Source organism: Halovivax asiaticus JCM 14624, from assembly GCF_000337515.1.
Lineage (GTDB): Archaea > Halobacteriota > Halobacteria > Halobacteriales > Natrialbaceae > Halovivax > Halovivax asiaticus.
This window is the reverse complement of the sequence record NZ_AOIQ01000006.1, coordinates 495,357-515,170: the sequence shown is the minus strand read 5'-3', so window position 1 is coordinate 515,170 and position 19,814 is coordinate 495,357. Positions and strand designations below refer to the sequence as shown.

Below are 19,814 nucleotides of genomic sequence, written 5' to 3'. Positions count from 1 at the left end.
TTTTGGGGGTGAAGCTTAAAGAAATGCTGATGAACGTGATTTGGTATGGATGACCGAATGCAAAAAATCTGTAAATATGCCGAAGGGCCAACCATCCTTGACCTCGGTGCCGTCCAGCACGAACTCGAAAATACTACTGAGGAGTGGCTCCATGCCTACCTAGTCGAAGAATTCGACAACGTTGTCGGTGTCGACGTTCTTGAAGACGAAATCGACGCCCTCCGAAAGCGTGGTTACGATATGCAGTTCGGAGACGTAACTGACATGGATCTCGGTATAATGGCCGATACTGTCGTTGCAGGTGAATTAATTGAGCATCTTACCAACCCTGGTGCACTCGTTGAGACAGCCTTCAACCACCTGAAGCCTGGTGGGCTGTTTATCTTAACAACGCCAAATCCGTGGGCAATTGTTCATCTTCGACGCTGGTGGAGCGACGATCCCCAAATCAATGATAATCATGTCGCCTGGTACGGGCCCATTGTTCTTAAACAATTGCTCAATCGGTATGGATTTGATGTGGAACGTATGGAAACTACACGCCGAAACCATGGTGGCTTGATGCGTATCGCTCAGTATTTCAACAACGATATTTTTGGCGGCACTACTTGGGTTTGCGTCGCCCGGAGGCCAGAATGAATCCGCTGAAATTCATCACCAATCGTGAGAATGGTGAGGAACGGAGGCCCCCAGTCCATATTCCAGACCAGCGAGAACTCCTCTCTAACGCGCTTGACGAACCAACGTGGGTAATATTGCTTGATGCCGGTCGTTTCGATATGTTTGACCAACTCGTTGGCCAGTACTTCAACGGGAAACTGCGACGGGTTTGGAACGGTGGAGTTGGGTACACTGGCGACTGGTTTGCCCGGAACGCAAATGGTTCCTATCCCGACCGTGGGCTGTTTTCATGGCTTCCACTCCGTGATCAGCAAGGAGAGTATGATGGTCGAGATCACTTCGAAATCGCTCCCGAAATCGATCGTGAGATGGGCGTTGGGAGTCGTCTCGCTGCGCTTGGGTATACCGACGGTGACATTGACGAAGGGTTCAGCGAAGCCCCAGGACGTGTCAATCGCACCGTTCGAGACCGCTGTGAGCAACTGCAAGGAGGTATTATTCGATATATTAAACCCCACCCTCCGTTCGATGGTTTGGAGGATCTAACAAGCGAGTCGACGAAAACCAAGAAGACCGAGCAGGCACTTGATAGTGATCGGCTTACCTATGCGGAGCTGGTTCAGGCCTACCGAGAGACGTATCGGACGGGATTTGAGTACGCTAAGGAAATCGTGGGCGACCTTGAAGGAAACATCATACTAACTGCTGATCATGGGACATGTCTGACCTGTGATCAATTGTACCACGGCCGTCATCATGATAAACACGACCACCTGACTATTGTTCCGTGGTTTGAGGTGAGTGGATTGGCATAAGTATACAACCTCTCAACTACCGAACATTTGGTGGGTGTTATAGCAATATATGGTGTCGGTCCATTCTTCGATCATCGACAATAATCTAATAATTGTAGTTAATTCAGTGGGGTTAAAAGAAACGTCTCGTCCCCTATAAGACGATGCGGTGATCAATTGCCGTTTGGATAATCCACTAAATTGGAATGGGCTGGTAAGTGGCTAGATTCCTCGCATTTGTGTAGGAACAGTCATCCGAACACGACCAAATATGGGGGACTCTATTTATGCTGATTACGGGTACTTTGATGGTTCCAGATGAGATCGAAGTACCGCTTCATTCCGGCGACAAACGACCCGTTCTCCGTGATTGCCGCCTGTCGCTTGTGGTCTGGCACATTTGGTTCCTCGACGAGGAATATCGCCTCACCTGAGTCGTATTCCATGCTGGGGTCGATGAACGTTCCCCGCCACGGGGATACTTCGCTACTGAACCGATACCCGATTTCCGGGTACGTGTCTGCAATCTCCGTGACGATTTCCTCTTGCACGTCGGCCTTTTCGTCCGGGAGATGGTGCGGATCGAGGAAGAGGACGGAGATCGTCTTCCCGGAGTCGAGAGCGTTCTCCACCGCTGGTTTGACCGAGTCGAAGTACGCAAAACTGTTGGTGATGACGTATATTGATTCCGCCGCATCGTGGTATAGCCGTCTGGTTTCGACCTCGCTGGGTTCACCCACATCGACGACGTGAAAGAGCTCGGCCGTGGGCGAAACGTCTTCGGGCGCCTGCTCGTACAGCGGTCCGAATACGTCGAGGAAGTCCCCACGAAGCGATTCGACGCTTCGCCGGTAATCTTCGAAGGCCTGGCGTCGATTCTCCTTCGTCCGTTCTAAGATCTCTTCCGGCGACTTCGGTTGATATTCTTTCGGCCGGCCTGGGATGACCCTGATGAACCCCTCTGCGGCCAGCGAATCCAGCACGCCGTATACGCGCGCCTTCGGAATGCCAGTTGCGTCTGACACGTCAGGTGCGGTACTCCGTCCCGCTTCGAGGAGAAATGCCAGCGCCGTCGCCTCGTATTCCTTCAGATCGAACCGCTGGAGCAACTCGATGGGATCTGTAGACCTATCCATCGTCTCTCACTGTTTGCTACACGATGTAAAGTCATTCGTCCGAACGCGGTGTCGCTCTCACTCGCGTCGCCGAAGGAGATCTTCGATCGACTCTTCGACGGAATGGGTGGGTTCCCATCCGAGTTCCGAGCTAATTCGCGAAGTGTCGACGGCGAAGTCCTCGACGGTCGTTTCCGCGGCTCGTGGATTCTCGATCAGTTCGATATCGGGCCGGATGCCGAGTTCTTCGTCGGCGAGTTGCGCGACGGTTTCGGCAACCGACATCACTGATGGATCTTCGTCGCTTCCGACTTCGTACGTCGTCGATCCCGTTTCACCGGCAGCAAGCTGTTCCAAAAGCCGCTCTACGCTGTGTAAATACACCCTGGCGACGTCTTTGACGTGGATGAAGTTCCGTGATTGCGTGCCCGGTTCGTACACCGTCAATGGGTTCCCTTCAGTCGCCCGATTGACGAAGAAGTTGATCACGGTCGGTTTGCTCACGACGGCCTCATCGACGATGTGATCGCCGTAGAGGTTCGACTTGATGAATTGGTGGGCGGGAAACGCACCATCGGCGAACGACTCGACCGCCCGTTCGTTGATGTACTTCGTCCGACCGTACCAGTTCAGCGGATCGCGTGGGAGAGCTGCCGTTATCGGAAACGTTTCCGGATCTCCGAGGACGGCCATACTGAACGGAAACGCCATTGCGGCGCCCGTCTTTCGGCAAAACCATGCCACGTTGTTTGTGCCGGTAACGTTGACCTCGTAGGCGAGATCAGCGTTCTCCTCACAGTCATCGACACCGCTTACGGCTGCAAGGTGAATGACGACGTCGGCCCCGTCCAGTGCGGACTCGAGTCGCGATCGGTTTCGGACGTCGACGTGATCAACCTCGACGTCGCCGACGCGCGACACTTGGCCTCGGTACTGATTGTCGATCGCGACGAGGTCCCAGTTGGGCCGTTCGGTTTGAAGGATCTTGAGGACACGACTACCGATGTAGCCTGCAGCCCCCGTCACTGCGATCGTCGGTGCGTTTCCGATTTCGTGGCCTGATGTGCGTCGTTGTGTCATGCGGTAGCCTCCTCGGTGGATGGTTGTCGAAGCCGATCGGCGAGATCGCGAACTCCTTCACGGAGCGTCCATTCCGGTTCGAACCCTGTCTCGGCGAGCCGATCGAAGTTCACGTGGTACGATGGGCCAGGATGTTCATCCTCGAGATACGTGATGTCCAGTGATCGATCCAGTTCGTCCCTGACGAGTTCGGCGATTTCCTCGATTCTGTAATTTCCGTCGCCCGCTCCGACATTGTACACCTGGCTGGGCCAGGCGTCGGGGTTTAGTGCTGCGTGGGCGTACGCGCGGGCCGCATCCGCCACGTGAATGAACGGACGCCAGTTACTCCCGTCGCCGTAGACGGTCAAGGGCCGGTCGGTTAGCGCACGGAAGACGAAGTGATTGACGACGAGATTGAATCGGACGCCGGGCGACCAGCCGTAGTTCGTACTCATCCGGAGGGCGGTTCCGCTGATCTCGTACCGTTCAATAGCGTCTTCGAGTAGCCGCTCACTGGCAACCTTCGACTCGGCGTACGGGTTGAGCGGGTTCTGGTCCGTCTCCTCGTCGATGTTCGTCGTCGCCGCTCGGCCGTAGTTGTTGCACGACGAGGCGAGCACGACGGTATCGATATCGAACTTCCCAGCTGCAGTGAGGATGTTTTCCGTCCCGTCTCGATTGACGGCGAAGGTCTCTTCACGTCGGTCGTGCGTACTCGCCGCGCCGGTGATCGCGGCCAGGTGAATAACGACATCGACGTCACGCGTGGCGCTTTCGACGTCGCCGTACTCGCGGACGTCGCCGCGTCGAAATTCGAGGCCGTCGTCGATAGCTCCGGCGAGATTCGCCGGCGACCCCGTCGCGAGCGAATCGAGGACGACTACCTCATCGACACGCGCGTCGGCGAGCAGGTGAGGTATCAACGCGCTCCCGATGTAGCCGCAGCCGCCGGTGACCAGGATGCGCATTTTACTCACCGTCGGTGAGAACCCCGGGGAGGAACCGATCCTCGTGGGCGGTGATCGTCTCCTCGTACTCGACGAGCGTGCCGAGGATCTCCCGGGCGCCTTCCTCGAAGGTGGTCGACTGGCCGTCGATCAGTTCGGCGTACTTCTCGTTCTCGATCTCCATCTTGTGCGTCTCGTCCTCGTCGCGCGGGTTCTCGAAGTGTTCGACGGCGACGTCGAGATCGTACTCCGCGCTGACGTCGGCGATCGTCTCGGCCATCTCGACGATACTGATCGCGCGCGTGACCTGGTTGTACACGGTCAGGTCGTCGGGTCTGTCGTCCGGGTCGATCAGCGCGAGGCGAGCGAGGCCTTCGACGGCGTCTTCGAGCGCGATGAAGGGTTTGCGCTGTTCGCCCTTCCCGTAGACGGTCATTGGATACTCCGCGACCGCCTGCGCGGCGAAGCGGTGGGCGACGACGCCGAAGTAGTAGTCGAAGTCGAACCTGGTCGCGAGTCGCGGGTCGGCGGCCGTCTCGGCGGTCTCGGTACCGTACGTGATCGCCGTGCGGACGTCCGAGATGGGGATGTCGAACTGCTTGTGTGCGAGACGCATGTTGGCCGCGTCGTGACTCTTGGTGAGGTGGTACCAGCTGCCCGCCATGGCCGGGAACGGTACCTCGTCACGCTCGCCGTCGTTCTCCATGACTGCGCCGCCCTCCGGGATGGGAAACTCCGGCGCGCCGTAGACGCCCGTGGTCGTCGTCTCGACGAAGTGCGTGTCGGTCAGGTCGTGTTCTTCGAGGCCCCAGAGCAGGTTGCGCGTAGCCTGCATATTGTTGTGCTGGGTGTAGTTCGCCCGTTCGCCGTTGATCTGGGAGTACGGCGCGGAGGGCTGGGCCGCCGTGTGGACGATCGTCGCCGGTTCGTGGACCTCGAGGAGTCGGTCGACGAACGACTTCTCAGTGAGATCCCCCTCGACATAGGAGAGGTTGTGAAGACCGTGGACGTCCTCAGCCGTGTCGATTCGTTCGGTCGGATCGGCGACCGGTAATGCGCTGGTCGAGCCGATGGAGTCGACCCACTCACGCCGAGCTCCGTTGTCGACGAGGACGACGCGCTGCTCGGTACGATCTGCGATTCGAAGTGCCGTCGGCCAGCCGATGTACCCGTCCGCACCCGTTACGAGGATGGACATAGTTACTCAGGTTTTGAGTAAGGTGGGTTAAATACCTTCGCCATGGGTTGGGGTCAGGACGTGTAGTATGTCCCCAGAAATGACAGATACCTATGCGTGGGTTATATATAGTCCTGGACTTTACTCAGAAACTGAGTAAACATGCCCAGCGACGATCGGTCGAACGATACGGATCGGCAGGACGACCACCTTTCGGACGTGGCAGATGGGTGCGGTTGTGCGGAGGTGTGGGAGCATCTTTCGGAGCAACGAAATGAAGACGGCCAAAAAATGGAGTGAGGTCACCCTCGTCTTCCGGCACCCGCTTAATCGAGTTGTTGCGACTGGGTAGTACTGTCAATCATCGACGTTGTGTGTCGCAGTGCTCGAACTCAGCCGGCAGATTGGATTGCGTAGAGATCTGCGTACTCTCCATCATCCTCTAATAGTTCGTCGTGGGTCCCTCGCTCGATGATCTCTCCCCGATCAACCGTGTAGATCCGGTCGGCGTTCTCCACGGTCGAGAGTCGATGGGCGATCGCAATCATCCCGTAATCTCGATCCATCGCTTCGATTTCGTCCTGCACTTCCCGTTCGAGGTTCGAGTCGAGGTCGCTCGTCGCCTCGTCTAAGATTAGGAAGTCAGCATCCTTCAACAACGCCCGAGCCAACGCGACGCGCTGGCGCTGTCCACCTGACAGTCGAACGCCGTCGTCACCGAGCTGTGAGTCGTATCCGTTCGGCAGTTCGTCGGCGAACTGATCGACCTTCGCAATCTTGCAAACCCGCTTTACGTCCTCGCGCGTCGCGTCTCGGTTCCCGATCGTCACGTTCCGCTCCAGCGTATCGTTGAAGATGTAGGGCTTTTGGCGTACGTAGGCGATTCGCGAGCGCCACTCGTCCAGATCGAACTCTCCGATCGGCGTTCCGTCGGATCGAATCTCGCCCGAATCGGCGTCGTACATTCGGGCAACGAGCGAAACGATGGTCGATTTCCCCGCTCCCGATTGACCGACGAACGCAATGAACTCGCCCTTCTCGACGTCGAACGAGATGTCTCGTAGCACCTGTTCGTCCTCGTTGTACGCGAATTCCACGTTGTCGAACGTCACGTCGGGAATCTCGTCGACGGACGTGGAACCGTCCTCTTCCCGTTCCTCCTCTAGGTCATCTAGAAAGTCGAAGGTCCGAACGAGGTGACCCAAAAAGCCCTCGACCTTGTACACCTGGCTGTTCAATCGGCTGACGAGCGGGGAGAGGCGGAACATCGCGAAGAGGAAGATACCGAGCGCACCGAGCGAGAGGCCGGAGTACGTAAAGCCGACGTAGATGAGTACGAAGAGTGAGAGGGCTGCGGCCAGATCGTAGAAGTTCATCAGTGCGGCTTCGTTCCGTGCAAGATCGATCGAGGACGTGGTATACTGTCGAATCGACTTGTGGAACCGCTCGTACACCTCGTCGGCCAGGCCGAATAGCTTGACATCGCGGATCCCCTGCGTTCCCGCCTGCACCGACTGCTGAACCTCTTGGTTTGCCTCCGCCACCCGAGACCCGACGGTGAACGCTGGTTCGAGAATCTTCCGAAGCAACACCGTAATTCCACCAAGCAACGCGAGCGCGAAGACGGTCATTCGCGGGGCGATGTACGCCATGATGGAGAGGTACATCCCGACGAGCGCGAACGTCTGCATCGTGAGAACCCCGCTGTCGATCACCTTCCCGGAGTAGCGGGTCTCGGTGATGATCGCGTTCAGCACGTCGTCAGATCCCTCTTCGTCGAAGTAGCTGACTTCGGCGTCGAGCGCTGCGTCGAACGCGTCAGCTCGAAGCTCCTGTTCGTACTGCTTGCCCAGGATCGCCTTGAGCCAGGCGACGACGAACGAGGAGGTGAACCGGACCGTCATGATGATACTGATCCCGATGATCAGCGGCCCGAGTTCGAACGGAATGTTGAGGACGTCGTAGGCCGTCAGGAACGCCTCCATGATGGCGTCCTGGGCTTCCGGTTCGCCATCGCTCTGCGCGACGGTCATGATCGGGTAGATGAAACTCAGTCCGATCCCTTCGAGGAAGGCGACGAAGGCACCGAGGACCGTCAGGGCGGCGGTAAACATCGGACGATACCTGGCGACGCGGAGGAGGGCGTCGACCTTTTCACGCCAGGTGATATCGGCGGAGTCTGCCATGATCGAGTTGCCGTCGCTTTCCGTTCCCGCTCAATAAGCATGCTGTTTCGCGCGGTGTGATTGTTGCCGAGTGTTCGATGCCGATTCCGTCTGTCTAGTGTGGTTCCCTGTCCTGTTCGGCAGCACGATTTCAGCGGTTTTGGGATACTAGCCGCCGTTCACCCGAATGTTGAAACTAATCGTGCCATCCACTTTCGTCGTAAAACCACACCACTCCTTCTGATTAAACCAGTCAATAATCTATAGATATAAGTGGGTGTGCACCGTTCATCAGACTGGAAGCGCACGTCTCCACGCTATCTCGGGGGCAGAGAGAAATGCCCCGGGTGCTGGTACCACCCGAGACGCGCTTCCATACNGTGATAGAAGCATGACTCGATACACTACACACCGACATAAGCGTCCCGGGAGCGAATCGTCCGAATCAGCCCGCCAGCTGGCCACAGATGGCGGAACGAGCGATAGCGTCGGGCAGTCTATCTCGAATTCTGACCAATCAGGTGTCGATCCAGACTCCGAGCCGGACGAACAGACCGCCGACCCGTCACCGCACGCGGACGGTGATCCTGACGACGATCCGGATCCGCCAGCGACCGCCGACCACGAACCAACAGACGAGGCCGACGACCCGACACCAGCCGACCCATCCGAGGCTTGGAAGGAGACGAACTACCCACGCAAACCGACGTGGGCGCCCGACTGTCCGAGCTGCGGCGGCCCGGTGATCAACGTCACCATCGCGGGGCCGGGCGTCAGTCAGGTCTCGCCGTGTGGCTGTAACGTCGCGCCGTCGGACCTCGAAATTCTCTGACCCGCAGTTGCGTTCGAACCGGCCATCGCAAGCTCGCCTGACACTCACATCCGGCACACCGATCTGCCGGCACCCGTTTCGAACCCTGAATCCATCCACCGCAGAACCCGCTCACGATTCCCAGAAGGCTCGTTGGCGAGTTTCTATCTCCGAAAGCACCATCGTGAGTACGTCCCGCCAGTTAGCTGGGTGCGTTTCGTCGTCGCCGGGAGTCGGTGCGTCCGGCCCCGGGTGGACGTGATCACGGGTGTTGTGGTCGGAGGGATGACGATCCCACCGATGATCGAACGTCCCGCGTTCGTGTTCTTCGTGGTACTGGAGCGAGAAATCGCCGTTTTCGAACCACACAATCTCCAGCCTCGCTGTGTGAACGTGCGAGGGGTAGAACCGCCGATCGTACACGCAGACGAGCCGGTCCGGCGCGAACGCTGGCTGTTCGGTAACCTCGGCAAAGCGATCGTCAGTTGCGAGTCGCTCACCGACGAGGGTGAGTCGGTCGAAATCGACCGGAGCCCCGGTGGACTGAGCGCCGTCGTCCCCTTCGCCCGTCATACAGCGGACTGCAGATTCACTCCATCACTGGATCCGGTGTTGAGTGCCCGCTCAAGCAGGGCCACTCGACGACGCGCCGTTTTCCACGACGTCAACCGGTCCCAGGCATCCTCGATCGAGCGGTCGGTCTCGGCCGCATACTGTGAAATGGAAATCTCCGCAGGAGCGTCGACGCCGAATTCGTCCGCAAGTGCCTGCATCTGCTCCGACTCCGACTGCAGCATGTCGACGAGTTCCTCCGTCGCGTATTCCTGGCGCAACGTCTGGACGCGTCGCCAGTTCAGGTACGACTGGTTCCGTTCGTAGGTTGCTGGTGAGTCCGTGACCTGCCTCACGATTCCCATCCGCTCGAACCACGCTAAGTACTCACGCGCCGCATCCACTCCGTGGTCAGCCCGATCGGCCACATCGCTCGCCGTCGCCGGCTCGTCGAGCGTGAGGGCCGCATCGAAGAAGTCGTCCCGCGTTCGATCGCCGCTGACGACTGTCGCTGGTGGCGTCAATGCGTCGAAGTCGGGTGCCTCAGCCTGCTCGTCAGCACCGATCTTCAGTTCTGAGCGCGGTTCGTCCATATCGCTATCTGGGGGCGAAGGGGAATAAATCTTTTCTGCACTGAATAGTCCGGGTCGAAATTCGTCGTGTCGGGTAGCGTGATCCGACGATCTGTACAGTAGGCAACCTGTACCACCGCAACGTTTTCTACCCCAGTGGTGGTGCGACCGCTGAATCGGGTGTCGCTTACTCCATGAACGTCCTCGTCACCGGCGGTGCGGGATTCATCGGCTCGCACGTCGCGGCGGCGCTCCTCGAACGGGGCCACCACGTCGTGGTACTCGACTCGATGGATCCGTACTACGAGCCTACGATCAAGCGGGCGAACGTCGACCGCTGTACCGAACTCGCCGAGCACCGCTACTACTTCGTCGAGGGATCGATCACCGACGAGAACACCGTCGACCGGATCTTCGACGACTACAACGTCGAGTTCGTCTACCACCAGGCCGCTCAGGCGGGCGTCCGGACCAGCGTCGAGAACCCGCACAAGCCTCACGAGATCAACACCACGGGCCTCCTGAATCTCCTCGAAGCCGCCACGGAGCACGACGTCCAGCGATTCGTCAACGCCTCCTCGTCGTCGGTCTACGGCCACGACGAGTACCTGCCCTACGACGAAGCGCATCCCACCACCCCGCGAAGTCCCTATGGCGTCACCAAGCGAACCGCCGAGCATTACTGCCGGGTCTACACCGAGATCCACGATCTCCCCACGGTCTCGCTGCGCTACTTCACTGTCTACGGCCCGCGCATGCGCCCCAACATGGCGATCACGAACTTCACTTCCAGATGTCTCACTGGGGACCCGCCGGTCATCTACGGTGACGGCCAGCAGACGCGTGACTTCACGTACATCGACGACGTCGTCCGCGCGAACCTCGCGCTTCTGGAGACCGACGCGGCCGACGGCGAGGCCATGAACATCGGCTCCACGGGCACCATCACCATCGAAGCACTCGCCGAACACGTCATCGCCGAAACGGGCGCCGACATCGAACCCGTCTACGACGACGCGAAAGAGGCCGACGCGCGCCACACCCACGCGGACGTCTCGAAGGCCCGCGAGCTGATCGACTACGACCCGACCACCAGCATCCGCGAAGGGGTCTCCCAGTTCGTCGAGTGGTACGAAGACAACCACGAGTGGTACGAGCCACTCGTCCGAGCGTCGTGAGCGACCGTCGTAGCTGCTAGCGAGGGCTATTTGCTTACTCGTCGTGTCCGCTCGTGATCGACCCGCCGCGTCCACTTCGGTCATCGTCCGAGGGCCGAACACGCGTCTCGATTCCCGTGTCTCCGACGGCGAAGTCGCAGCCGTTGACGGTGGCGTAGAATCGGTTTCGATGGTGTCCATCGGTATCGAGTTCCGTCTCCGTTCGGACGAGTCCACTCGTGCGTAACCGACCGAGCCGTCTGTACACCGTCGGTCGGGACATGTCGGTCTCCTCGATAAGCTCACGACCGGTCCGTGGCCGTTCGACCAGCAACGTCAGAAGCCGGCGGGCGTACCTATCCCCGAGTAGGTCACAGACCGTTTCGGTCGATATGTCCGCTAACTCGGGCTGGCCGTCGTGCCCGTGGTCGCGGGGTGTCGGCTCGTCCGCGCGTTTCGATTGTCGCCCGTTCATAGCCGGGCGTTCGTGCTGTCCCTCCCTGGATTCCGGGGCTAGGTATGCCGAAGCGATCGCCGCGGCAGTACCCGACGCCGGAGTCTGTATTACTAGCCTTCGGGACTTTACGTGGACGGGCCGAATCGAACCTATCGCCATCGATAGATGACGTCGCCAAGATCGCTCCTGGTCGGGGTATTGTGGGGTCCGGACCGAGCACCACCCACGCCATGACCGACGACGGGATAACCCACTCGTCCGCCATCGGACAGTGGCCCGACCCGGTCTGTCAGGTTGCCACTGACGATGGGACGCCGATCGTCGAATGGGTGAACGAGGGCTTCGAACTGACCTTCGGATCGGTGGAAGCGGGCGAACCGGCGGCCTCGGTGTTCGAAACGCTCGAACTGTCGGTCGTGCTGGGTCCGGACGACCCGGGCGAGATCGGAACGACCGACGACACCCTCATCATCGAGTCCGGAACGCGGTCGACTACGGCGGGTTCTCGTGATCGGTACCTCCTGCGAGTGGTCTCCGCAGACGAGAACGCCGACGGGGTGTTCCTGTTCAGCCCGCTTCCGACGGGGGCAACCCGGGCGGCGGGCGAGATTGGTCTGGATCACGTGGCGAGCGTGATCAGTCACGACCTCCGGAATCCGTTGGACGTTGCCAACGCCCGTTTGCGGGCCGCTCGAGAATCCGGCGAGGACAAGCACTTCGAACACGTCGCCCGCGCCCACGACCGGATGGAACGGATCGTCGAGGATGTGCTGACGTTGGCCAGGGGCGCTGCCGTCGTCCAACCCGACGAGCGGGTCGATTTGGCGTCTGCTGCGGCGGCGGCGTGGGGGACCGTCGAGACCCACGACGCCGACTTCGCCGTCGACGGGTCGTTGCCCACTGTCGTCGCGGATTCCAACCGCCTCGGCCGGCTCTTCGAGAATCTCTTTCGGAATGCTGTCGAGCACGGCGGGGTGGACGTGACGGTGACCGTGGGCCCCCTCGCCGAGGCCGCGGGATTTTACGTTGCTGACGACGGCCGCGGGATTCAGCCGGGTCGACGGGAGCAGGTCTTCGATCCCGGTTTCAGCACAGACGACCATGGGACCGGCCTCGGCCTGTCGATCGTCGGCCGAATCGTCGATCTGCACGGGTGGGAAATCACGATCACCGAATCCGCGGCCGATGGCGCTCGCTTCGAGATCACCGGTCTCGAAATCGGGTGTGAGAATGTCGCCTAGCCCTGCGTCTTCAGGCGCGGGCCAATTTCGTCGGCGCGAACCGGCGGCAGCCCGGAACTTCCATCCGAGGTCTCGGATTTACTTCACGGACGATCGACGGCCGACGGTCGATCGGTCACCTCGAAGAGTTCTTCCAGGAGTTTCCGCTGGCCGGCCCGGAGATGATGGAGTAACGTCGGACCGGTGATCCCGAGGGCGTCTGCGACTTCCGCCGCGGAACTCCCGCGCGGGGATTCGAAGTACGCAGCGAAGAACGCGGTGCGAAGGGCGTCCTCCTGGCGATCGGTCAGCCGATCGGTCAGCGCGTTCCGGAACTCCCGGGTCGATCGCTCGTCCGGTCGCCGCTCCCGTTTGGCGAGCACCGCAGCGTCGTAGCGGCGCGTGATCGCGTCCGCGATTCGGCGGACGTCTTCCGACGGTGGGAGGTCGACGACGACGCGATTGTCGTCGCCGCCGAACGTGGCCGACCGGACGGTCCCGCCCTGGCTGAGGAGGTGCCCGAGGGGCGTCTCGGTGCGCTGGCGTACTTCGATCGAGCCGTCGGCGTCGCGGTCGGTGATCGTCCGCGTCTCGACGACCGCCTCGTGCTCGGCCAGCACGGCGGCGATTTCCTCCGCGGTGGGAGTCGCGGTCTCGGCGTCGACGTAACAGAGGAGGTGCTCGCCCTGCGGGATCGCGCCGGCCACGTCGAGCCTCGCGTTCGTTTCGGCGACCGTCGTGACGAACGGGGCTGCGGGATCCGACAACTGGAACGTGAGCTCGACGACCCGGTCGGCCGAGAGCAACGACCGGTTGCGGGTCGCGTTGATGGCGAACCCGGCCATCTTACCGACGGTCCCGAAGCTCTTGCGCTCGCGTTCCGAGAACGCGTCCCGCTCGGCCGCGTACACGCCGACGATGCCGTACACGCTCGATCCGTAGGTCAGTGGCACGGCCAGTAGCGATCCCAGCCCGTCGGCGAACGCCGCCCGTCGGATCCGTTCCGGGACGGAGCCGTTCTCACCGAGCGACCGGATAACGGTCGGTTCGCCGCGCTCGATCGCGCGCGATTCGGGCAGCGCTACATTACCGTCGAGCGCGGTATCGATCCGCTCTAGCGTGCGCCCGGTCGTTCCGGCAGCGGCCCGACGCACGATCTCGTCGGAGCCGACCGCCCGTTCGCCGACCCAGGCGAATTCGTAAATGTCGGTCTCACCCAGTTCCTGACAGATGCTTCGGGCGATCTCCTCGCGTGTGGAGGCCCGGACGAGTTCCCCGAGGACGTCCGCGATGAGTTCGTTCCCGATCGTCAGTCGGTGGAGATCAGATTGGAGCGACTCCAGCCGCTGTGTGCGTCGGCGCTCGTCGGTCACGTCCCGGAGGTAGACGTAGACAGCGTCGCTCGTTGGACTGATGTCGACCGAGAGCCATCGATCCAGTTCGGGGTAGAACTCCTCGGCGGACACTGGGGTCTCGAGGGCCGTCTCGAACGCCTCCGGGACGGACGCGTCGACGGACGCCGGAACGACGGCGCCGATCGGTTCGCCCGTGGCGGCGTCCGGATCCACGTCGAGCATGGTCGCGGCGGTTTCGTTCACGTCACTAACGACGCCGTCGTGACTCGCCTCCAGAACCCCGATCGGTGCGTGCTCGACCCCCGTGTCCATCGTCTTCGAGTGACTGCCGGCCGATAGTTAAGGATACGTGATCCGTTCGGACGGTTCGTCTCGCTCGGTCGGACTCGATTCCGCGAGAATCCACCGTGGACCCGTCGCCCCACGACGGTCGGCGCGTTTCGCCAGCAGAAACACGCGCGGCCGTACTTTACGACCGTACTGCATCCCTCCGACGTGAAATGACATCGAATACGCAACGACGGTGTGGCGTGGGCATCCGCGGCGTCGCGATGGCCATCGACTCGGTCGTCTGGATCGGACTGTTCATGGTAGCCATCCCGGCGGTCGGCCTCGTAACCGGCGACTTACAGACCTCGAGCACGCGGATCGAAACCAATCTCGACGGCGGCCCGGCGCTAGCGGGGCTGGGGCTCTGGCTTGCCATCTCGATACTGTATCACACGGTCCTGGAGTGGCGGTGGGGCAAGACCCTCGGCAAGTACCTCGTCAGCATCGAGGTGACTCGGCCGGACGGCTCGGCGCCGTCGTTTCTGGGCTCGCTGCTCCGGAACGTCTTCCGCCTCGTCGACTGGCTTCCCGCCTTCTATCTGGTCGGGATCGTGACCCTCGCCGTCTCGAAGTCGGAGCGGCGACTCGGCGACCGGGTCGGCAACACGATCGTCGTGCGACCCTGAGTGACGCAGGGCTATTCGGAGTAAAGCAGCGGCGGGACCGTCGAGAGGGGCCGCCGCTCCGCATCCTAACTCTCGATCGGACCGACGGCGTCAGGGGCCTTCCCAGCGAGCAACGACGCCGGACGTCCCGTCGACGGTAACCGTCACGAGCACGGTATCGCCGTCCGGATCGACATTCACCGTCATCGAGCGAAGGTGCTCCGCCGACGTCGTCGACACCTCGTGATCCTGGTCGACGGCAGTCAGCGTTACTTCCTCGGCGTCGAATCCAGCGGGGAACGATACTTCGACTCGTCCGCCTTCGTCCAGGTAGGTGAACCCGAATCCTTTCTCGGGAACGGCAGCAGCGACTTCGGGGGGCGGATCGACGGGTTCCCCCGGATCCGCGTCGTCGGGCGGTGTCGACTGATCGGGTTGGGAGAACTCGATATCGAGGACGTCTTCCGTGTAGGTCCCACTGGCGGTAACGCGGTTTCCGTCGACTGTCGTCGTCCCCTCTACGCTCGCGGACCCGAATCGGCGGTCGAACTCGCGCGCCGTCTCGTCGTCGAGAGACCCCCGCTGCGCGGCGAGATTGGCCGTGACCTCACTGTCGTCGGCGGTCACCGTTAACGAGGCGAGCACGTTGTCGGCTGCCCGGAGGAGGTCGGCCGCGGGCCGTTCGGACGGGTCGCTCATAAAGTGGCTCTCGAGCTCGATCGGTCCGACCCACCCGCCCGCAATGTGACCGCTTCCGGCTGTCTCCTGTAGCCACTCGAACACGTCCGATTCCTGGAGTGCGCCGGCGCGATCTCCTCGCGTGGTCTCGACGATACGCTGGATCTCCTCGCGAGTGTCGGCGACCATGACGGTCGTCTCGCTGAGTGCTGTGACGCCGTCTAGATCACCGCTCGTCGGCGCATACAGGCTGAAATCGCCGATGGATCCGGTTCGTTCAAACGGAACGTCACCGAAGACTCCCTCGGACCCCGATCGGAGGGTCTCCGTGGCTTCGTCGAGATCGATCGTTCCCCGTCCGATCGCGACGGCGTCTGCCGTGAACAGCTCGTCTACCCCCTGGTCAGGCCGCTCCGGATCGATGAGGTAGCCGAGCCCGGATGCGGCGATGCCAAGGGCGGCTCCTCCGACCAACTGGCCGCCGACCTCGATCGGCCAGGTGAGCAACGGATCCTCGACGCTATCGAGAATCGACATATCTGTCAGGATGTGCTCGGTACGCTCGGTCGCGTTCGCAGGGAGGATCAAAGGCAACAGTTCGTCGCCCTCGCGTACTTCGGTCGTGATACTGAAATCCAGATAGCCGACGTGGACGCCGCCGGTTCTCGCCGGCACCCACTTCGCGTAGGACGCCGCTTCGTCGTCGGATCCGAAACAGCCGCCGAGTGCGACGGCCGCCGCTCCCGCACCGAGTTCGAGAAACCGACGACGGTGAAGACGTGTCATTGGTCGGTGGCGGAGATCGATTTGTCGATCGGTACCCGATGCGTTGGGAGACGAGAACCATAAGCGCGGTTATCACGCTGCGTCACGCATCCGTCGACCCGTGGGTACTCGCTGAACCGAAATCCGGAAAATCGACGACGACGATACTCCCGTGCGGCTCTCGCTCTTCGAACGACAGCTCCCCTCCTAATCGCGTGACGGTCCAGTAGACCAGCCAGAGCCCGATCCCGCTGCCGTGTTTGATCGGCGTCTCCTCCCCGTCGACGAGCACGGCCCGCTCTTCCGACGGGATTCCCGGGCCATCGTCACGCACCTCGATCCGCCCACCGGCGGTGGTGGGATCGACGCGGATCGTCACCGATTGTGGCTCTTGGCTCGCGTGTGTCACGGCGTTGTCGATCAGTTCGGCGAGCACGATCCGGACTGCGTCCGGATCCGATCGGATCTCGACGTCGGCCGAAGCCTCCAGCGTGATATCCGCGTCGGATGACCTGTCGACGGCTCGTTCCGCGATTTCGACGAGATCACACCGCTCCCGTTCGAGGCGCGGTTCCGTGAGTATGCGTTCGGATCGCGCGACCGCGTTTGCGAGGTCGACGAGCCCGGTTGCGATCGTCTCGATCCGTCCGTAATACTGCGTCGCCTCGTCGGCCGGGAACGCGTCGTTCCGGATCGGTTCGGCGAAGCCGCGGATCGCATCCAGATCGTTCCGCAGATTGTGTCGGACGACCCTGTTCAAGACCTGTATCCGCTGTTCGCTGGTTTCTCGTTCCGTGACGTCACGAAACCGGTAGGCGCGACCGAGCGTCTCCCCGTCCGTGTCGGTGATCTCGCTCTGTTCGACGATGAATTCCCGTCGCCCGGCTGTCGTCCGAAGCGAGATTGCCTGCCCTCCGGGAGGTTCTTCAGGTACGTCAATGACGTCCGTGAGTGACTCGTCCCTGAGTTGCGTCCGATCGACCGAGAAGGTTTCCACTGCAGCCCGGTTCACGTCCAGTAACCGGTCAGCTCGATCGACGACGACAACGGGGACGGACATCGCGTCGAGGGCCGTCTCTCTGGCGAGATGTCCCGCGCCGGCTCCTCGTTCGAACGCGTCGGTACCGATCGCTGTCCAGGCGAGCGCGCCGGCGACGGCCAGGAGCTGCCACAGGACGACCGAATACATCGACGTTCCGGGTAACTGCCGTCCGTACCGTATCGAGAGGGGGAGCAACGTGATACCGATCCCGGCGACTACGAGTGACGCCGCCGACCCGCGCGCCAGATCGTCGTAGGTGATCGTCGAGCGACCGATCAGTACGACGCCGAGCAGGCCGAACGAGAAGACGGCCACCTGCAGTACGAACGTCGTAAGGTACGAAAGCTGTCCGAGCAGGGCGAACTCAAACCGGCCCGTTTGTTGTCCCCAGGTCACGGTCGTGCTCGCGACGAGTAGTCCGCCGAGGAAGACGATCCCGCCCCAGCGACGCGGCGTGAGCACCGGTCCCCGTCCCGTATACTCGAAGACGAAGCCGACCCACAGCAACGACGCGAACCCGTACCCGCCGATCAGGAGCAGATCCTTCCCGGCTCCGAGTTGGATCAACACCAGCCCGGAGCGCCCGAGTGCGATCACCGCGCTGAGCCCGGCCAGCAGGATGACCAACAGTGCGAAGGGTATCACGCCGGGGCGTTCGTGCCGTTGTGCGGTTCGGCTCGCGACGAGGACGCCGGCGCCCAACACGACAGCCCCGAGCGTCGCCCAGTCGAGGTGAATCACCGACTTCCACCCCCGTCAGGTGCGGCGCTAGCCACCCGGTCCGGGCGGTCGGTTGGCAGTTCGACGACCACGCGGCGACCGGCGCCGTCCCGTTCTACGGAGAGGCGGCTCCCGAGTTGTTCGAGCGCCAGTCGCGTGACGGTCAACGGTGACCCGGTTTCGCGTTCGTCCTCCGTCTCGGTGCTCGCATCCGGCCGATCGTCGACGATCCGAACGTGGGGCGCGTCGCCATCGACGCCGACCTCGACTCGCGTCGAAGCGTGTTCGTACGCGTCTCTGACAACCGGTTCGAGAAGCGACCGTAGCAGCGCCCGATTGACTGTCGTGTCGATCGGCGCTTCCGGGCCGTCGATCGCGATACGTGGCCCGTCGTCGGTGGCAATCGAATCGCGGATCTCACGCAGGACTGGATGGGGGTCGATCCGCCGGTTTCCACGAACGCCGTCCTCGGCGATGGCGCGCTCGATCGACCGGGTCTGGGCGACGAGGCTCGTCAGGACGGTCGTCCGCTCCCAGATTCGAGCTGCAGCGGTCACGTCGTCGGCTCCCGTCCGCTGTGCATGTCTTGCCCCGTCGGCCACCTCGACCATCCGTTCCCGGATCTCCTCGACGAGAAACCGGCTAAGCAGCGTCGATTGGTCCTCCCGTCGCTTTCTCTTGGTCACGTCCGTACAGAATAAGAGTGAGCCGAACTGCCGATTCCGGCCGTCGGTAATGGGATCGGCGGTTACGTTCAGCGTCGTCCCGTCCGACAGTTCGACCCGGAGCGGTTCCGCCTTCGTCGCCAGCTCCCTCGGATCGATGGCGGTCGGGAAGATCGACTCGAGCCGTTTCTCCCGGATCGACGCCCGTTCGAGGCCGAACAGGCGCTTCGCGGCAGGATTGCAATCGCGAATTCGACCCCGCCGATCGACGATGAGAACGCCGTCGGACAGTTCCTCGACGACTCGATCACGACCGAGCACGCGTGCGGACGGCGGCGTCTCGAAGACCGGGTAGCGGACGACGGCGACCAGAAACAGTCCGCCAGCGACGGCCCACAGCGCCGGGAACAGGAGGGGACGCTCGAAGATCTGCGCAACGAAACTCCCGGACAGCAGTCCGATAGCGCCGGCGGAGAGCGTCAGGGGTTCACGGATCTGGACCGCGTGTTGTCCGATCGACGGCCACAGGAGCAGGAACACGCCGATCGTGATCAGAAAGCCGACGAGGAGGAACGCCATCGTGAGGGCCTGGTAGGCGATCGCCGAGGCCGCCGTGAGAGCGACCGTCGCGACGGCGACGGCTCCGAAATCGATTCCGGCGACGATCGCGGCGGTCAGCTGCCGGACGCGTCGCGACCGACCAGTGTATCGAAAGACGAACAGCACCCACACCCCGCCGGCGATCACCGTAGTAGTCGACCCGACCACGATCCAGGCCGTCGGCTCGAGGTCCCAGCCGGTTACGTCGAGCGCTGCGTTCGGTGGTGTGAGATCGGCGACGAGCAGGTGCAGGGCCGAACCCACCGCCATCGTCGCGCCGACGCCGAGGAGCGCTCGAGCGCTGGCGCGCTCGCGATACGGACGGAGGACCACGATGAGCGCGACCGCCACGAACGCAGCGACCGTGGCGATCCCGATGCGGAGGAAGGTGAGAGAGTCCATGT

General features: G+C 61.8%; 18 protein-coding genes. 6 read left to right on the top strand and 12 right to left on the bottom strand.

The window, feature by feature from the left end:
- The first annotated feature begins 45 nt into the window (after positions 1-45).
- Entirely contained in the window at positions 46-639 is a 594-nt protein-coding gene (locus tag C479_RS03495; protein WP_007697873.1) for a class I SAM-dependent methyltransferase, read from the top strand.
- Positions 636-1,436: a hypothetical protein gene (locus C479_RS15980; RefSeq protein ID WP_152415784.1), complete on the top strand. Its 801-nt coding sequence runs from the start codon at positions 636-638 to the stop codon at positions 1,434-1,436. The genes C479_RS03495 and C479_RS15980 overlap by 4 nt, the downstream gene beginning before the upstream one ends.
- A gap of 260 nt (positions 1,437-1,696) precedes the next feature.
- Here C479_RS15980 and C479_RS03485 read toward each other — a convergent pair whose 3' ends face one another.
- From C479_RS03485 to C479_RS03465, 5 genes are all read right to left on the bottom strand, one after another.
- Complete coding sequence (locus tag C479_RS03485; RefSeq protein WP_007697869.1) at positions 1,697-2,551, bottom strand: TrmB family transcriptional regulator; 855 nt, start codon at positions 2,549-2,551, stop codon at positions 1,697-1,699.
- Positions 2,552-2,608: 57 nt separating this feature from the next.
- Entirely contained in the window at positions 2,609-3,610 is a 1,002-nt protein-coding gene (locus C479_RS03480) for an NAD-dependent epimerase/dehydratase family protein (protein WP_007697866.1), read from the bottom strand.
- Positions 3,607-4,560 carry an NAD-dependent epimerase/dehydratase family protein gene (locus C479_RS03475; RefSeq protein ID WP_007697863.1) on the bottom strand — a complete coding sequence of 318 codons (954 nt, stop codon included), beginning with the start codon at positions 4,558-4,560 and terminating at the stop codon, positions 3,607-3,609. The genes C479_RS03480 and C479_RS03475 overlap by 4 nt, the downstream gene beginning before the upstream one ends.
- A gap of 1 nt (position 4,561) precedes the next feature.
- Positions 4,562-5,737 carry an NAD-dependent epimerase/dehydratase family protein gene (locus C479_RS03470; protein WP_007697860.1) on the bottom strand — a complete coding sequence of 392 codons (1,176 nt, stop codon included), beginning with the start codon at positions 5,735-5,737 and terminating at the stop codon, positions 4,562-4,564.
- A 371-nt stretch (positions 5,738-6,108) separates the two neighbouring features.
- On the bottom strand, positions 6,109-7,902 hold the full coding sequence (locus C479_RS03465) for an ABC transporter ATP-binding protein (protein ID WP_007697856.1): 1,794 nt from the start codon (positions 7,900-7,902) through the stop codon (positions 6,109-6,111).
- Between the two features lie 370 nt (positions 7,903-8,272).
- Between C479_RS03465 and C479_RS16625 the strand changes: the two genes are divergently transcribed.
- Positions 8,273-8,713, top strand: coding sequence for a hypothetical protein (locus C479_RS16625; protein WP_007697854.1), 441 nt, complete (start codon positions 8,273-8,275; stop codon positions 8,711-8,713).
- A 111-nt stretch (positions 8,714-8,824) separates the two neighbouring features.
- Here C479_RS16625 and C479_RS03455 read toward each other — a convergent pair whose 3' ends face one another.
- Together C479_RS03455 and C479_RS03450 are read right to left on the bottom strand one after the other, a co-directional pair.
- Positions 8,825-9,265, bottom strand: coding sequence for a hypothetical protein (locus C479_RS03455; protein ID WP_007697853.1), 441 nt, complete (start codon positions 9,263-9,265; stop codon positions 8,825-8,827).
- Positions 9,262-9,837, bottom strand: coding sequence for a DUF7342 family protein (locus C479_RS03450; RefSeq protein WP_007697852.1), 576 nt, complete (start codon positions 9,835-9,837; stop codon positions 9,262-9,264). The genes C479_RS03455 and C479_RS03450 overlap by 4 nt, the downstream gene beginning before the upstream one ends.
- 173 nt (positions 9,838-10,010) lie before the next feature.
- Here C479_RS03450 and C479_RS03445 point away from each other — a divergent pair, with 173 nt between their 5' ends.
- Entirely contained in the window at positions 10,011-10,994 is a 984-nt protein-coding gene (locus tag C479_RS03445; RefSeq protein WP_007697851.1) for a GDP-mannose 4,6-dehydratase, read from the top strand.
- Between the two features lie 34 nt (positions 10,995-11,028).
- On the opposite strand, the gene C479_RS03440 is transcribed toward C479_RS03445, so the two are convergent.
- Complete coding sequence (locus C479_RS03440; RefSeq protein WP_007697848.1) at positions 11,029-11,448, bottom strand: ArsR/SmtB family transcription factor; 420 nt, start codon at positions 11,446-11,448, stop codon at positions 11,029-11,031.
- A 212-nt stretch (positions 11,449-11,660) separates the two neighbouring features.
- Here C479_RS03440 and C479_RS03435 point away from each other — a divergent pair, with 212 nt between their 5' ends.
- Entirely contained in the window at positions 11,661-12,671 is a 1,011-nt protein-coding gene (locus tag C479_RS03435; RefSeq protein ID WP_007697845.1) for a sensor histidine kinase, read from the top strand.
- 83 nt (positions 12,672-12,754) lie between these two features.
- Here the strand turns inward: C479_RS03435 and C479_RS03430 are convergent, their stop codons facing one another.
- Positions 12,755-14,317: a bacterio-opsin activator domain-containing protein gene (locus tag C479_RS03430; protein WP_007697842.1), complete on the bottom strand. Its 1,563-nt coding sequence runs from the start codon at positions 14,315-14,317 to the stop codon at positions 12,755-12,757.
- Positions 14,318-14,505: 188 nt separating this feature from the next.
- Here C479_RS03430 and C479_RS03425 point away from each other — a divergent pair, with 188 nt between their 5' ends.
- A complete protein-coding gene (locus tag C479_RS03425) occupies positions 14,506-14,961 on the top strand; it encodes an RDD family protein (RefSeq protein WP_049907034.1) in 456 nt (151 codons plus the stop codon).
- 90 nt (positions 14,962-15,051) lie between these two features.
- On the opposite strand, the gene C479_RS03420 is transcribed toward C479_RS03425, so the two are convergent.
- The 3 genes from C479_RS03420 to C479_RS03410 all read right to left on the bottom strand — a co-directional run bounded on the left by C479_RS03420 (position 15,052) and on the right by C479_RS03410 (position 19,812).
- Positions 15,052-16,404 (bottom strand): hypothetical protein, encoded by a 1,353-nt coding sequence (locus C479_RS03420; RefSeq protein ID WP_007697837.1) that lies wholly within the window; start codon positions 16,402-16,404, stop codon positions 15,052-15,054.
- Positions 16,405-16,486: 82 nt separating this feature from the next.
- Positions 16,487-18,166 (bottom strand): ATP-binding protein, encoded by a 1,680-nt coding sequence (locus tag C479_RS03415; protein WP_007697835.1) that lies wholly within the window; start codon positions 18,164-18,166, stop codon positions 16,487-16,489.
- Positions 18,163-19,812 carry a PAS domain-containing protein gene (locus tag C479_RS03410; protein WP_007697833.1) on the bottom strand — a complete coding sequence of 550 codons (1,650 nt, stop codon included), beginning with the start codon at positions 19,810-19,812 and terminating at the stop codon, positions 18,163-18,165. Before C479_RS03410 ends, C479_RS03415 begins: the two co-directional genes overlap by 4 nt.
- Between the last annotated feature and the right edge of the window lie 2 nt (positions 19,813-19,814).